Here is a 14,039-nt window from a genome sequence, read left to right as displayed (position 1 = left end):
CCGGGTCACCGTCCGCCGGACCGCAGCACCGCGCGCAGCGCCAGGTGCTGGGCCACCGCGAGCACGGCCACCACCACCGCCTGGAGGGGAATCCACACCAGCCCGGCGGCCGTCGGCTCCAGCAGGCCGAGGGCCAGGACGGCGCCACTGGCCAGCGCCCAGAGCGCGTTCGCCTCGACCACCGCGCGCACCCCGAGGGCGGGCGGCACGGGACGGCTCGCCAGCAGGCCGACCGCCGCGCCGTACAGCAGCAGGAAGGCGCCGAGTCCCGCGAGCAGCCCCGTGCCCACCCCGAGCAGTCTGCCGAGGGGACCGGCCAGGGCGAGGTAGGCCAGCGCGTTGACACCGGTGGCGGCCGCGTCCAGGGCGAGCAGCCCGCGCAGCCTGCGCAACGGACCGGCGACCCCGGGGCGGACGGCGGGACGGGCGGCGTCGAGGGCGCCGGAGGACGGTGAGGACATCGCGGACATGGTGGTGTCGGCCTTCCCGGTGATGGGCGCACCGGCGCGGGCGCACCGGTGGGAAACGCTGGTCGGAAGCCGGTTTCCGGCCGGAGTGCGCCGGCCGGACCCCGGTTCCCCCAGCCTGCCGGGGCCTGGTCCTCCGGTCGATTACCGCCGGGGTAATCGACCGGGAGGAACGGCGGGCCGCCGTCGGCCGTTCGCCGTCGGGTCGCTTTCCGTCTGGCTGTTCGGGGCCGCTTGGCACACTTTTCTTTCCGTTGCCGCCCGGCTGCCCTCTCCCTCGACCGGGCGGCCGGACGGCGGCGCGGCTCAGCGCAGCGGCACGCGGTCCGGGAAGAAGGGGGCGGTCACGGCCGGGGCCGTCTCCGCCTCGCGCAGCCAGCGGCGCAGCACCCGGTGGACCTGCTCGGCGCCGACCAGTTCACCGCCCTCGTCCGGCGGGGACAGCAGCAGCGGGGAGAGCAGGAACGCCCGGGACTGCTCGCCGCCGAGGCCGCCGTGGGAGCCGATCTGCTCCTCGAAGGCGTGGACGGCTCCGGTGGCCGGGTCCAGGGCCGAGTTGACCATGATGTCGGCGGCGTGCGGGAATCCGGCGGTGCGCCGCACGGCGTCGGCGGCCAGGGGGCCGTAGGGCGCCAGGGGGTCCTTTCCGGTGATCTCCCCGGTGTCCAGCCGGCGCTCCCCGCCGTCCGGGCCGAGCACCACCGGGCCGTGGGTCTCGCTGTGGAGGAGCAGGAAGCCGATGCCGGGGTGGTCGGCGAGGGTGCGCAGCAGGGCGGGGTGGCGGCGGTCGATCTCCTCGCGGGCGGCCCGTCCGGGGATGCCGGGGAAGGAGATCAGGCCCAGGTTGCCCGAGCCGAGCACCACCGGTCCGGGGCCGGTGACGTGGTGGGGTTCGGCGCCGGGTCCGTCCTCGGGGCGGTGCAGGGCGGCGCGGGCGGTGGTGCGGGCCTCTGCGCCGGTGGCCGAGCGGCGGGCCCGCCGGGAGACGGGCAGCCCGCATCCGACGCGCACCAGGTCCTCCAGGGTGAGCCCGTAGCGCGCGGCGAAGGGCTCGCCGGGGCTCTGCCCGTGGTCGGAGAGCAGTACCAGGCGGTAGGGGCGGGGGGCCCGCTCGGCGGCCTGGGCGATCAGCGCCACGGCCCGGTCCAGTTGCCGCAGCACCTGGTGGGTGTCCCGGCCGCGGGGGCCGGAGTGGTGGGCCACCTCGTCGTAGGCGACCAGGTCGGCGTAGACGGCGGTGCGGCCGCTGAGGATGTCGCCGAGGACGGCGGCGACCACCACGTCCCGCTCGACGACGGTGGCGAAGGCCCGGATGAAGGGGTAGAGCCCGCCGCGGGAGACCCGGGGCCGCTCGCCGCGCAGCCGGGACCGGAGGCCCTGGAGGATCTCCCGGACGACCTCGGCGGTGAAGGAGACTGCGGTGCGGGTGGCGTTGGCCGGGTCGGAGAAGTAGGCGAAGTAGCCGGCCCGGGAGCGGTTGTGCCGGCCGCGCCGGGCGGAGACGGACAGCACCAGGGCGGCCTGGGCGGCGCCGCCGCTGAAGAGGTTGCCGCGGCTGGCGCCGTCGCGGGCGAGGAGTCCGGGGTCGCCGGTGCGGGCGACGGCGCGGCGCTGGAGCTCGGCGGCGCTGCTGGGGCGGTTGCTGACCATGACCTCGCCGGTCTCCTTCTCGTACCAGCGGAAGGCGGGGACGTCCTCGTTGGTGCCGTGCAGGATGGCGAGCTGGCTGGCACCGGTCTGGCTGGACCAGTCGGTGTGCCACTGGGTGAGGCGGTGGGTGTCGCGGCACATGGCGGCGACGGCGGGCATCAGCGGTTCGCCGTCCGGGCGGTCCGCGGGGGGCCGGATCGCGTCGCGCAGCACGTCGTGGCCGAGACCGTCGAGCTGGAGGAAGACGGTGCCGGGGGCGGTGGGCACCACCCGGCGTCCGGTGCGGCGCCAGCGGCGGTCGGCGAGCCGGGCCAGCCGCCGCCGGTAGGCGCCGTCGTCGCGGACGGCCAGGAAGGTGCTGGCCGCCGAGGAGGAGGCGGACATCACCGCGGCGACCACCACGGCGGTCTGCGGATCGGTCTCGCCGCGGCCCTCGGGGATGAGGCCGAGGGCGAGCCACAGCAGCGACCCGTTGAGGAAGAACACCAGCAGGCCCAGTACCAGGGCGGGCACCAGCAGCAACGCCCGTACCAGCAGGGGCCACACCAGGGCGCCGAGCAGGCCGAAGGCGCCGGCCCCCAGCGCGGCGGTGACCGCGATGCGGGTGGCGGTGTCGCCGTCGGGGGACTGGAGCCGGAAGTCGGGCAGCACGCCGGCCAGCACCAGCATGGTGAGAGTGCTCACCGCCCACACCACCAGGACGCGCAGCACCGCGCCGCCCGCCCTGCGCCAGGCCGCCATCCGCATGCCGTCCCGCCTCTCCGTCCTGCCGCCTGTGCTCCCCGTCCTTTCCCGGCCTTCCCCGTCCGGGCCGGACTCCGGGTGCCGGCCCGGCGGTCCCCCTGGGGATCCCGCTGCTCAGCGCGGTACGTTCCACTCTTCCACAGCGGAGCACCCGTCCGGCACCGCTCCGGGGCGCCCCGCGGACCGGTGCCGGACACGGGGAGAATGAGAGGATCGGTGCGGGGCGGACGGGCGACGGAAGGAGGAGCGGGATGTCGGTGGAGATCACCTGGTGGGGCCATGCCACGGCGACGGTCCGGGACTCCGGGGTCACCCTGCTGACCGATCCGCTGTTCGCGCGGCGGCTGGCCCATCTGCGCAGACGGCGCGGGGAGCTGCCGCCCGACTCGGTGGCCGAGGTGGACGCGGTGGTGGTCTCGCATCTGCACGCCGACCATCTGCATCCGCGCTCTCTGGCGCGGCTGGCCCCCGGCACCCGGGTGCTGGTGCCGCGCGGCGCGCTCGCCGCGGTGGCCGGGCTGCGGCGGCTGCGCGGCAGGCTGCGGGTCGAGGAGGTCGGGGTCGGCGACCGGGTGCGCGTCGGGGAGCTGACCGTCCGCGCGGTGCCCGCGGCGCACGACGGACGCCGGCTGCCGGTGGCGCGGCACCGGGCACCCGCGCTGGGCTATGTGATCGAGGGTGAGGCCCGGACGTACTTCGCCGGGGACACGGGCCTGTTCGACGCCATGGCGGAGGAGGTCGGCGCGGTCGACGTGGCGCTGCTGCCGGTCGGCGGCTGGGGCCCGTACCTGGGCGAGGGGCATCTGGACGCGGGCCGGGCGGCGGAGGCGCTGGCCCGGCTGTCGGCGGCCTGCGCGGTGCCGGTGCACTACGGCACGTACTGGCCGATCGGGCTGGACGCGGTGCGGCCGCACGAGTTCCACTCCCCCGGCGACGAGTTCGCGCGGCTGGCGGCCCGGACGGCGCCCGCCTCGGCGGTGCACCGGCTGGGACACGGCGAGAGCATACGGCTGGGGCTGGGGGCGGTGGGGTGATCGAGGGGCTGCTCGCCGCGGTGCGGGAGCTCCCGGCCCAGGTGGTGCCCGGGGAGGCGGGCTACCCCTCGCTGTTCCTGCTGGTGGTGTTCGGTTCGCTGGTGCCGGTGGTGCCGACGGGGGCGGTGGTCAGCGGGGCGGCGGCGGTGGCCTTTCACAGCAGTCCGCCGGCGCTGCCGCTGCTGCTGGTGTTCGCGCTGGCCTCGCTGGCGGCGTTCCTCGGCGATCTGACGCTGTACTGGCTGGGCCTGCGCGGGGAGCGGTCGGAGATCGGCGCCCGCTGGCTGGGGTGGCTGCGTTCCCGGGCCGCGCCGGACCGGCTGGTGGCCGCCCGCCGGAAGCTGGACGAGCACGGTGTGACGGTGCTGGTGCTCTCCCGGCTGGTGCCCGCGGGGCGGATCCCGGTGATGGTGGCCTGTCTGGTGTCGAGGATGCCGATGGGCCGTTTCATGCGCGGTGCCGCCCCGGCGGCCCTGGCGTGGGCGGTGACCTACCAGCTGATCGGGGTGCTGGGCGGGGCGCTGTTCCCCGAGCCGTGGCAGGGCGTGGCCGCGGCCGTCGCGCTGACGCTGCTGGTCGGCGCGGTGCCCTCGGTGTGGCAGCGGCTGCGGCCCGCCTGAGGCCGGCTCCCGCGGCCCGGGAGCCGGCCCCGTGCGGTGTTCACTCCAGCACCGCGGAGGCCCCCACCGGCAGGTCCCACAGGTCCTCGGCCGGCAGGCCGGCCGCCGCCCAGGCCGCCCGTACCCGGGCCAGCGGCTCCAGCGGCGGTTCGGCGGAGAGCAGGAAGGTGGCCCAGTGCATGGGGGCCATGCGCCTGGCGCCCAGGTCCCGGCAGGCGGCGACGGCCTCCTCGGGGTCGGTGTGCACGGGGCGGAGCATCCAGCGCGGCGCGTAGGCGCCGATCGGCAGCAGGGCGAGGTCGATGCCGGGGTGGCGGCGGCCGATCTCGGCGAACCAGTGGCCGTATCCGGTGTCGCCGGCGAAGTACACGCGCTGTCCGCGGCGGTCGGTGAGCACCCAGCCGCCCCACAGGGAGCGGCAGGTGTCGGTCAGGGTGCGCCGGGACCAGTGGTGGGCGGGGACGAAGTCGAAGCGGACGGTGCCGCCGCCCGGCGAGGGCAGCTCGGCGGCCTCCCACCAGTCCAGTTCGGTGACGCGGGTGAAGCGGCGGCGCCTGCACCAGGCGCCCAGCCCGGCGGGCACGAACAGCGGGGTGTCGCGCGGCAGCCGCTTCAGGGTGGGCCAGTCGAGGTGGTCGTAGTGGTTGTGCGAGATCACCACGGCGTCCACGGGCGGCAGGTCGTCCCAGGAGACGCCGACGGGGGTCACCCGGGCGGGGGTGCCGAGGATCTTCCGGGACCAGACGGGGTCGGTCAGCACCGTCAGGCCGCCTATGCGCACCACCCAGCTGGCGTGTCCGGCCCAGGTGACGGCGACGGTGCCGGCGTCGACACGCGGCAGGGGGGCGGGCTCGTAGGGCAGGGCGGACACCTCGCGCAGCGACTCCGGGTCGGGACGCGTACTGCCCTCGCGGGCCACCCGCGCCACGGAGCGCAGCCCGGGCAGCGGTTCGGTGAGCCGGTCGGCGAAGGAGCGCGGCCAGGTGCGGCGCTCGCCCACCGGGCGGAGCACGGAGGACGGCGCCGGGGACGTGGCCGGGGCGGCCGACGGGGTGGCGGAAGCCGCGACGTCGGGAGCCGTGCGGACGGCGGAGGCGCCGGGGGCGCCGGGAGCAGCTCTGAGGACGCCGCAGGCACCGCGGGCCCTGCGGGTGCCGGGGGTGTCGGGGGCGTCGGGGGTGTCGCGAGTGCCGAGGGAGGCGGTCTGCTCGGTCTGTTCCGTCATGCGGGACTCCCAACTGTGCGGTGTGCGGGATCCGGTGTGCGGGGTCTTCACGGAGGTGCGCGGCCGGCCGGTCACCCGGTGGCCAGCCCGGCCAGGGCCGCCGCCACCCGGGCCAGCGCCCCCGCGGGACCGGGCTGTTCCGCGGGGCCCCGGGCCGAGGCGGAGGAGGACCGGGCGGCGGTGGGAGCGGCGGAAGCGGTGACGGCAGGGGAGACGCCGCGGGTGAGCACATCGGTTGACAGCCGCACCCGCAGGGCGTGCGGATCGTCCCCGAAACGGTGGCCGCCCAGGGCGTACGGGCCCAGCCGCCGCACCAGCTCCGCCTCCAGCCGGAGTGCGTCGGTGACGCCGCGGGCGGCCAGGCCGGGGCGGAGCGCCTCGAAGTCGGGGTACAGGTGCCGCCCGGCCTGCGGGGGACGGCAGACCGCGCCCGCCCTGGTGAGGGTGCGGTGGAGAGCGGCGGCGAGCGTGCCGTGCGCGCGGTTGGCGGCGGCGCGGTGTTCGCGCAGCGGCTCCGGTTCGGCCAGGATCCCGGCGGCGGCCGCGGCCGCCGGGCCGGACAGGGCGGCGCCCAGGGCGGCCAGGACGGTGCGGGTCCGTTCGGCCAGCTCCCGGCCGGCCGCGGTGGCCGGGAGGCGGGCGACACCCGCCCGGCTGCCGGGGCACGGCCCGGGGTCCGGGTCGGCGCCGAGGTCGACGAGCACCACGGTGGACTCGGCGGCCGGGCCCGGGCGGACACCGCCGCCGTCCGTGCCTCCGTCCGGCCCGGTGCCGGTGCCGGTGCCGGTGCCGTGGAGGATCTCGGCGGGGCTGACCGGGACCGTGCCGTGCGGGTCGTGGAAGGCGTTCCGCAGGCTCTCGTCGCCGACGACCAGCAGCCCCTCCTGGGCGGCCGCCTCGCACGCCTCGTGCAGCAGTTCGGGCGGGGCGGCGGTCCCGGTGACGTCGTCGGCCACGGACAGCAGCAGCAGCCGCGGGCTCCCGCCGGCGGCGCGGGCCCGGCTCACGGTCTCCAGCAGCGCGAAGGAGTCGGGCACCCCGCCGCACTCGGCCGACACCGGGACGCGGTGCAGGGGGCGGCCCAGCAGCCGGGCCTGTGCGGCGTGCCACTCGGGGCCGGGCCGGGGCAGCACCACCCCGCAGCCGGTTCCGTCCCCGCCCTCGCAGGCGGCTAGCAGCGCCAGGAGCAGCAGGGCGGCGGTGGGCGCGGCGACGACCTGGTCGGGCGCGGTGGGCAGCCCGCGCCGCCGCCAGTAGCCGCAGGCGGCCCCGGACACGGGGTCCGTCGCGCCCGCCGCCCCCGCCACGTCCGGCGGGCCGTCCGGACGGCGGGTGCGGTGGGGGTGCCGGTGGGTGTGGGTGTCCGGTCGGGTCTGCCGCATCCGTACCTCCGCCGCTGTCCTGGTGGCCGTGACCTGTCCCGCGTGCTCCCCCGCCCCGGGGTTTCCGCGTCCCCTCAGCCCTCGCCGGGTTCCCGGGGTTTCCGGGGGTCTCGGGATTCCCGGGACTCCCCGGGCTCCCGGATTCCCGGCCGGAACCGCCGGAGTTCACGCTCTATCCCGTGCCCCCGGGTGCGGACCAGGGCCCCGGCCAGCTCGGCGAGCTTGCGGTTGGTGTGCTGGGAGATCCTGCGCAGCAGGGCGAACGCCTCCTCGGCGTCGCAGCCGAGCACGTACATCACGATGCCGCACGCCTGGTCGACGACGGGCCTGCTGCGCAGCGCGCCCTCCAGCTGCTCCACCTCCGCCAGCGCCTCGCGGAACCGCAGGTCCCGGGCCAGTCCGGTGGCGGCCAGCTCGCCCAGCAGCGCCGCCGGGCAGTCGACGGTGTCCGCCAGGGGCCGGGGCCGGAAGCCGAAGACGGTGACGGCGAGCGTGAGCCCGTCGCGGCGGTAGGGCAGGGTGGCGCTGGAACGCAGTCCCATGTCCAGGGCCCGGGCCCGGTAGCACGGCCAGCGCTCCTCCAGCAGCAGGTCGTCTGCGCCGGCCGGGTGCCCCGTGCGCAGGGCCTGGAGGACGGGGCCCTCCCCGGTCTCCCACTGGACGGCCAGCAGCGCGGACAGGTCCGGGTGGGTGACCGCGGTGGGCGCCTCGTCCGCCTCCTCGCCGCTGTGGGCGGTCGCGGCGGCACCGCAGCAGCCGGGAGTGTGCCGGACGACCCGCTCGGCCAGCCGGGCGAGGCTCCGGGCAGGACTCTGGGCGGACAAAGCCGCGTCGAGGACCGGTTCGGGCCGGGCCGGGGCGGGCCCCAGGAAGATCGCTTCGCATTCGTCCGGCATGGCGGTGCTCGGTCCTTTCCGTGGCTCGGACCCGGGGCCGCCCGGCCCGATCGGTGCCGCCCGGCCCGTACGGCCCTGAGGAGCGGCTGCCCCGGCCACCGGCTGGGAAAACGCCGCCGGCCGCTGCCCGCCGCCCGGGTGGCGGGCAGCGGCCGGCGGCGTTTTCCCCACGGCCGACGGGACCGGCGGCCGTCCGCGGGTTACGTTGTTGTCCATGGCCCCCGCTCCTCCGCCCGGAGGAACGGGCTTCCGATCCGAAGGCCGCTGTCCGGACCGAACCGACCCCCTCCGGGACGGGCGGAGAGCACCACGGACCGGGAAGGCGATCCCCCGGGCCCCGCCCGGGGGAGAACACCCGGGGGCGTCCCCACCGCCGGCTGAAGCCGGCGGTCCCCTCGCTAGGAGACTGATGGCGCAGGTGGAGGAGTTTGGAGCCGAGCTGGCGGACTTCCGCCGGCGGGTGGAGGAGCTGCGGTCGGCCCGCGCGCTGCCGGGCGCCGACCCGCTGCCCGTCCTGGACACCGCACTCCTCGAACTCCGGCACGTGGCCGAGGCGCTGTGGCCCCGTTACGAGGAGCTCGCCGCCGCCGAGCGGCACCGGGGCGGCCGGGAGGAGCACCACGAGCACCAGTTGCTGCGCGCGCTGTTCCAGCGGCTGCCGGTCGCGGTGGTCCTGCTGGACCGGGACGGGGTGGTACGGCGGTTCAACGCCGCCGCGACCCTGCTGTTCGGAGTACGCGCCGGGTACGCCACCGGGCGGGCGCTGACCGGCTGGCTGGCCCACGGCTCCCGGGCGGTCCTCCGCTCCCAGGTGGCGGCCGTCGCCCGCGGCGAGGGCGACCGCAGTGTGCTGGTCCGTCCGCTGCGCCCGCCGGACCCGGGACGGCCGGACGGCGGTGAGCTGCGGGCCACCCTGACCGCGCTGCGCCCGCCGCGCGAACCGCGCGCGGTCGTGCTCGCCGTCTTCCAGCCGGCCGCGGCGGCGGCCGTACCGGCGGTGCCCGCCGTACCGCATCCGGATCTGGCCGAGGCCACCCGCGGCGCCGAGCTGATGGATCTGCTGGACGAGTCGGCGGCGGCGCTGATCCTGTCGGACTCCCCCAAGGAGGTGCCGCAGCGGGCGGCCGAGGTGCTCTACGGGCGGTTCGCGGACTGGGTGGTGGTCGATGTCGCGGTGCCCGGCGGCGGGCTGCGGCGGGCGGCCGTGCTCGCCCCGGCCGGGCGGGCACGGGACGCGGTCGCCGGGCAGGACCCGGCCTCGTGCCCGCTGGTGGTGGACACGCTGCGGCACGGCGGCACCCTGCGACCGCACCTCGACGACCCCGGGGTCCTGGGCCGGGACGCCGCCGGAGCGCCCGTACTGGCCGGGGCCCGGGCCGGTTCCCTGCTGTGCGTGCCGCTGTCCGACGGCGCGGGCGGCCCGGCGCTCGGGGTGCTGACGCTGCTGCGCACCGGCGGGCACCGGGCGTTCGAGCTGGCGGAGGCCGCCGCCGTGGACCGGATCGCCCGGCATGTCGCCCTGGCGCTGCGCGGCCTGTGAACCGCGGGCCGGGCGGCACCTGTCCGGCGGAGCCCGGTCCCCGGGCGGCCCGCGTCCGGGTGTCCGGTCACCTCGGTCCCCGTCCGGCGTCACCGGAACGGCTCATCCGCCCACCGGGCCGGGCACGCGGGGTCCCGCCACGCCCGGATAGGCCCGGCGGCACGTCCACCGGCAGCCGTGCCCCTGCCGCGCGAACCGCTCCGGGACGGACGCCGCCCCCGGGTGCTCCGCCCGTGTGCGGCACCGCGCCGGGTCGCGGTGTCCGGGGAGGGCACGGACCGTACGGACCCCGCTGCCCGTGTACGGGCGCGGGCGCACGGCGGTGCGTACCGCCCGGCGGTGCGTCACGGGAACGGGTGCGGGGTGGGGCCGCCCGTCCGGGCGGCCCCACCCCGCGAACCTTCTCCCGCCGGCGCGGCCGGCCCCCACCGGCGCGCGCCGCGTACCGCGCCGCCCGTGCGGTACGCGGGCGGGCCCTTCGGGCTACGCGGCCTGCGAGCCGGCGTAGACCCGCTCCTGCTCCCGCTGCTCCTGATCGGCCTCGACCTCCGCCTGGAGCCGGTGGCAGGTGCGGCTGATCAGCCGGGAGACGTGCATCTGGGAGATGCCGAGCTGCTCGGCGATCCTGCTCTGCGTCATGTCGCAGAAGAACCGCAGGTAGAGGATCCGGCGCTCGCGCTCGGGCAGGTTGCGCAGCCGGGGCTTGAGGGACTCGCGGTAGACGACGAGGTCGAAGCCGGGTTCGGCGCTGCCGAGGGTGTCGACCAGCGCGTAGCCGTCGTCGGCGCCGGGCAGTTCGGCGTCCAGGGACAGGGTGCTGTAGCTCTCCAGGGCCTCGGAGCCGATGCGGACCTCCTCCTCCGTCAGCCCGCTGTGTTCCGCTATCTCCTTGACGCCGGGGGTGCGGCCGTCGAGCGAGTGGCTGAGCTGCCGGGAGGAGGCGCGCACGCGGTTGCGCAGCTCCTGCACCCGGCGCGGCACGTGCAGACCCCACATGTGGTCGCGGAAGTGCCGCTTGATCTCGCCGACGATGGTCGGCACGGCGAAGCTCTCGAACGCGCTGCCGCGCGCGGGATCGTACCGGGTGACCGCCTTCACCAGGCCGAGGGCGGCCACCTGCTCCAGGTCCTCCAGGGACTCGCCGCGGTTGCGGAAGTGCCGGGCCAGCCGCTCGGCCATGGGCATCCAGGCCCGCACGACCCGCTGCCGGAGCTCGTCGCGTTCGGGGCCGTCGGGGAGTTCGGCGATGCGCCGGAACTCGGCGGTGGTGTCAGGGGCGTCGTCGTGTGGGTGCCGCGCGTGCTTGGCTCGTGCTCGTACGGGGGTCATGTGCGGTTCTCCCGAACTGTGGACGTGGCGGTGGGGGATACCGCGGGAACAGGCCGGGAACACGCACAGCCCGGGCCGAGGCGTGGGCCCCGGGGCGGAGAAACGCGCTGATCGCGCCGATCAGGCCGCTCCCGCGGATGTGCCTGCGGTCCGAAGCACGAGGGTTCGGATGCCCGGACCCCACCCCTTCAAACGATGTTTTTCATACCGGCACCCGGTTACCCGGTCCCCGCGGTGCCCGGCGGCGGAAGGACCCCCTCGATGACCCGGTACGGCTACTTTCTGGCCAGTGAGGACCACGGACCGAAGGCGCTGGCCGAGCAGGCCCGGATGGCCGAGGAGGCCGGATTCGACGCCCTGTGGATCTCCGACCACTACCACCCCTGGACCGGCGTCCAGGGCCACAGCCCGTTCGTCTGGTCCGTCATCGGCGCGATCTCCCGGGAGGTGTCACTCCCGGTGCAGACCGCGGTCACCTGCCCGACCGTGCGCACCCATCCGGCGGTGGTCGCCCAGGCGGCCGCCACCAGCGCCCTGCTGCTGGACGGCCGCTTCCGGCTGGGCGTGGGCAGCGGCGAGGCGCTGAACGAGCACATCCTGGGGGATCCCTGGCCGCGGGCCGCGGTGCGGCTGGAGATGCTGGAGGAGGCCGTCGGGATCATCCGGCGGCTGCTGACCGGCGAGGAGGTCAGTCACCGGGGCAGGCACTACACGGTGGAGAACGCCCGGCTGTACGACGTGCCCGGGGAGCCGGTCCCCATCGACGTCTCCGGCTTCGGCCCGGCCGCGATCGAGCTGGCCGGGCGGATCGCCGACGGCTTCATCACGACGATGCCGGACGCCGAGGGCCTGGCCCGCTTCCGCGCGGCCGGCCGGGAGGACGGCCCGGAGGGCGGCCCGGAGGGCGGCGGGGGCAGGCCCGCCTTCGCCGGGACGAAGGTCTGCTACGGCACCGACCGGGACGAGGCCCTGCGCACCGTCCACCACCGCTGGCCGAACATGTTCCTGCCCGGCGAGCTGGGGCAGGTCCTGCCCACCCCCGCCCACTTCGAGCAGGCGTCGCAGCTGGTGACGCGGGAGCGGGTGGCACAGGCCGGACTGCCGCTCGGCGACGACCCGGAGGAGCACGCGAAGGCCCTGAAGGAGTTCGCCGACGCCGGGTTCGACGTGGTGTACGTCAACCAGATCGGTCCCGACCTGCGCGGATTCTTCGACTTCTACCGAACCGAGGTACTGCCGCGGCTGACCGGGTGACCGGTCGGCCGCGGCGGAGGAGAGGAGCCCACTGTATGAGCGAGAAGGTGTCCGACCGCATACTCTCCCGGCTGCGCGAGTGGGGAGTGGAGTACGTCTTCGGCTATCCCGGGGACGGCATCAACGGTCTGCTCGCCGCCTGGGAAAGGGCCGGGGACCGGCCCCGTTTCATCCAGTCCCGGCACGAGGAGATGTCCGCCTTCGAGGCCGTGGGCTACGCCAAGTTCAGCGGCCGGGTCGCGGTGTGCGCCGCCACCTCCGGCCCCGGGGCGATCCATCTGCTCAACGGCCTGTACGACGCCAAGCTGGACCACGTCCCGGTGGTGGCGATCGTCGGCCAGACCAACCGCAGCGCCATGGGCGGCTCCTACCAGCAGGAGGTCGACCTCCAGTCCCTCTTCAAGGACGTGGCCTCCCCGTTCGTGGAGACCGTCAACGTCCCCCAGCAGCTGCCGAACGTGCTGGACCGGGCGATCCGCACCGCGTACTCCCGCCGCTGCCCCACCGCCGTGATCATCCCGGCGGACGTGCAGGAGCTGGACTACGAGCCGCCCTCGCACGAGTTCAAGATGGTGCCCTCCAGCCTGGGGATGAGCGACTACTCGACCGCCCCGTCCGACGAGGCGCTCCGGCGCGCCGCGGAGGTCCTCAACGCGGGCGAGAAGGTCGCCCTGCTGATCGGCCAGGGCGCCCGGGGGGCGCGCGCCGAGGTGGAGCAGGTCGCCGACCTGCTCGGCGCCGGGGTCGCCAAGGCGCTGCTGGGCAAGGATTCGCTGCCCGACACTCTGCCGTACGTCACCGGCGCCATCGGCCTGCTGGGCACCCGGCCCAGCTACGAGCTGATGCGCGACTGCGACACCCTGCTGACGATCGGTTCGAACTTCCCCTACACCCAGTTCATGCCGGAGTTCGGACAGGCCCGCGCGGTGCAGATCGACATCGATCCGCACATGGTCGGGCTGCGCTACCCGTACGAGGTGAACCTCGTCGGCGACGCCCGCACCACGCTCCGGCGGCTGCTGCCGATGCTGGAGCGCAAGACGGACCGCTCCTGGCAGGAGGGGATCGTCTCCGAGGTGGAACGCTGGTGGCAGGTGATGGAGCGGCAGGCACAGGTGTCCTCCGACCCGATCAACCCGCAGTACGTGGCCCACTGCCTGGATCCGCTGCTGCCCGAGAACACGATCCTGGCCGCCGACTCGGGCTCGGCCACCAACTGGTACGCCCGCCACATCCGGATGCGCGGCGAGATGCGCGGTTCGCTGTCGGGGACGCTGGCCACCATGGGCTGCGGCGTGCCGTACGCCATCGGCGCGAAGTACGCCCATCCGGACCGCCCGGTGATCGCGCTGGTGGGCGACGGCGCCATGCAGATGAACGGGATGGCCGAGCTGATCACCATGGCCAAGTACCGCTCCGAGTGGAGCGACCCGCGGCTGGTGGTGGCGGTGTGGAACAACCAGGACCTCAACCAGGTCACCTGGGAGATGCGGGCGATGAGCGGTTCGCCGCAGTTCCTGCCCTCCCAGCACATCCCCGACGTGTCCTACGCGCGCTTCGCCACCTCGCTGGGTCTGACCGGCATCCGGGTGGAGAAGCCGGAGGACGTCGAGCGCGGCTGGCGGGAGGCGCTGGCGGCCGACGGCCCGGCGGTCGTGGAGTTCCTGACCGACCCGGCGATGCCGCCGATTCCGCCGCACGCCACCTGGGACCAGATGGAGGCGACGCTCACGTCGATCCTCAAGGGCGACTCCGACCGCTTCTCGATGATCGCGCAGGGGGTGAAGACGAAGGCCCAGGAGTTCCTGCCGGGAGGCGGCGGCTCGCAGCGCGACGGCTGACCGGGCCGACCGGCGCGGGCCGTCCGGGCGGGACGGCCCACGCCGCCCGAGACGGGG

Annotated in this window: 11 protein-coding genes; 5 read left to right on the top strand and 6 right to left on the bottom strand. The window is 76.0% G+C overall.

All coding sequences use genetic code 11. The annotated features are described in order from the left end of the window. Positions 1–5: 5 nt before the first annotated feature. Positions 6–461 (bottom strand): hypothetical protein, encoded by a 456-nt coding sequence (locus V1L54_RS21385; RefSeq protein WP_330119692.1) that lies wholly within the window; start codon positions 459–461, stop codon positions 6–8. 312 nt (positions 462–773) lie between these two features. Next, positions 774–2,864, bottom strand: coding sequence for a phage holin family protein (locus V1L54_RS21380; protein WP_330119691.1), 2,091 nt, complete (start codon positions 2,862–2,864; stop codon positions 774–776). 248 nt (positions 2,865–3,112) lie between these two features. Here V1L54_RS21380 and V1L54_RS21375 point away from each other — a divergent pair, with 248 nt between their 5' ends. Together V1L54_RS21375 and V1L54_RS21370 are read left to right on the top strand one after the other, a co-directional pair. Next, positions 3,113–3,895, top strand: coding sequence for an MBL fold metallo-hydrolase (locus V1L54_RS21375; protein WP_330119690.1), 783 nt, complete (start codon positions 3,113–3,115; stop codon positions 3,893–3,895). Next, positions 3,895–4,515 (top strand): DedA family protein, encoded by a 621-nt coding sequence (locus V1L54_RS21370; protein ID WP_330119741.1) that lies wholly within the window; start codon positions 3,895–3,897, stop codon positions 4,513–4,515. Before V1L54_RS21375 ends, V1L54_RS21370 begins: the two co-directional genes overlap by 1 nt. Before the next feature lie 40 nt (positions 4,516–4,555). Here the strand turns inward: V1L54_RS21370 and V1L54_RS21365 are convergent, their stop codons facing one another. The 3 genes from V1L54_RS21365 to V1L54_RS21355 form a co-directional block, all read right to left on the bottom strand. After that, complete coding sequence (locus V1L54_RS21365; protein ID WP_330119689.1) at positions 4,556–5,740, bottom strand: MBL fold metallo-hydrolase; 1,185 nt, start codon at positions 5,738–5,740, stop codon at positions 4,556–4,558. Between the two features lie 71 nt (positions 5,741–5,811). Beyond that, positions 5,812–7,122 carry an aminotransferase class I/II-fold pyridoxal phosphate-dependent enzyme gene (locus V1L54_RS21360; RefSeq protein WP_330119688.1) on the bottom strand — a complete coding sequence of 437 codons (1,311 nt, stop codon included), beginning with the start codon at positions 7,120–7,122 and terminating at the stop codon, positions 5,812–5,814. Between the two features lie 74 nt (positions 7,123–7,196). Beyond that, positions 7,197–8,018: an ANTAR domain-containing response regulator gene (locus tag V1L54_RS21355; RefSeq protein ID WP_330119687.1), complete on the bottom strand. Its 822-nt coding sequence runs from the start codon at positions 8,016–8,018 to the stop codon at positions 7,197–7,199. Between the two features lie 409 nt (positions 8,019–8,427). Between V1L54_RS21355 and V1L54_RS21350 the strand changes: the two genes are divergently transcribed. Next, a complete protein-coding gene (locus tag V1L54_RS21350) occupies positions 8,428–9,558 on the top strand; it encodes a PAS domain-containing protein (RefSeq protein ID WP_330119686.1) in 1,131 nt (376 codons plus the stop codon). A gap of 483 nt (positions 9,559–10,041) precedes the next feature. Here V1L54_RS21350 and V1L54_RS21345 read toward each other — a convergent pair whose 3' ends face one another. Further along, complete coding sequence (locus tag V1L54_RS21345) at positions 10,042–10,887, bottom strand: SigB/SigF/SigG family RNA polymerase sigma factor (RefSeq protein ID WP_330119685.1); 846 nt, start codon at positions 10,885–10,887, stop codon at positions 10,042–10,044. Between the two features lie 261 nt (positions 10,888–11,148). Between V1L54_RS21345 and V1L54_RS21340 the strand changes: the two genes are divergently transcribed. Beyond that, positions 11,149–12,141, top strand: coding sequence for a TIGR03557 family F420-dependent LLM class oxidoreductase (locus tag V1L54_RS21340; RefSeq protein ID WP_330119684.1), 993 nt, complete (start codon positions 11,149–11,151; stop codon positions 12,139–12,141). Positions 12,142–12,176: 35 nt separating this feature from the next. Then, complete coding sequence (locus tag V1L54_RS21335) at positions 12,177–13,982, top strand: thiamine pyrophosphate-requiring protein (protein ID WP_330119683.1); 1,806 nt, start codon at positions 12,177–12,179, stop codon at positions 13,980–13,982. Positions 13,983–14,039: the final 57 nt, after the last annotated feature.

This window comes from Streptomyces rubellus, from assembly GCF_036323805.1.
Taxonomy (GTDB): Bacteria; Actinomycetota; Actinomycetes; order Streptomycetales; family Streptomycetaceae; genus Streptomyces.
This window is presented reverse-complemented; position numbering and strand designations above follow the sequence as displayed.

Bases quoted from the DNA above. Each gene is read 5' to 3' on its own strand.
- V1L54_RS21380 (WP_330119691.1), bottom strand. From the start codon at position 2,864: ATGCGGATGGCGGCCTGGCGCAGGGCGGGCGGCGCGGTGCTGCGCGTC.
- V1L54_RS21355 (WP_330119687.1), bottom strand. From the start codon at position 8,018: ATGCCGGACGAATGCGAAGCGATCTTCCTGGGGCCCGCCCCGGCCCGG.
- V1L54_RS21335 (WP_330119683.1), top strand. From the start codon at position 12,177: ATGAGCGAGAAGGTGTCCGACCGCATACTCTCCCGGCTGCGCGAGTGG.
- V1L54_RS21340 (WP_330119684.1), top strand. From the start codon at position 11,149: ATGACCCGGTACGGCTACTTTCTGGCCAGTGAGGACCACGGACCGAAG.
- V1L54_RS21350 (WP_330119686.1), top strand. From the start codon at position 8,428: ATGGCGCAGGTGGAGGAGTTTGGAGCCGAGCTGGCGGACTTCCGCCGG.
- V1L54_RS21375 (WP_330119690.1), top strand. From the start codon at position 3,113: ATGTCGGTGGAGATCACCTGGTGGGGCCATGCCACGGCGACGGTCCGG.
- V1L54_RS21360 (WP_330119688.1), bottom strand. From the start codon at position 7,122: ATGCGGCAGACCCGACCGGACACCCACACCCACCGGCACCCCCACCGC.
- V1L54_RS21345 (WP_330119685.1), bottom strand. From the start codon at position 10,887: ATGACCCCCGTACGAGCACGAGCCAAGCACGCGCGGCACCCACACGAC.
- V1L54_RS21365 (WP_330119689.1), bottom strand. From the start codon at position 5,740: ATGACGGAACAGACCGAGCAGACCGCCTCCCTCGGCACTCGCGACACC.
- V1L54_RS21385 (WP_330119692.1), bottom strand. From the start codon at position 461: ATGTCCTCACCGTCCTCCGGCGCCCTCGACGCCGCCCGTCCCGCCGTC.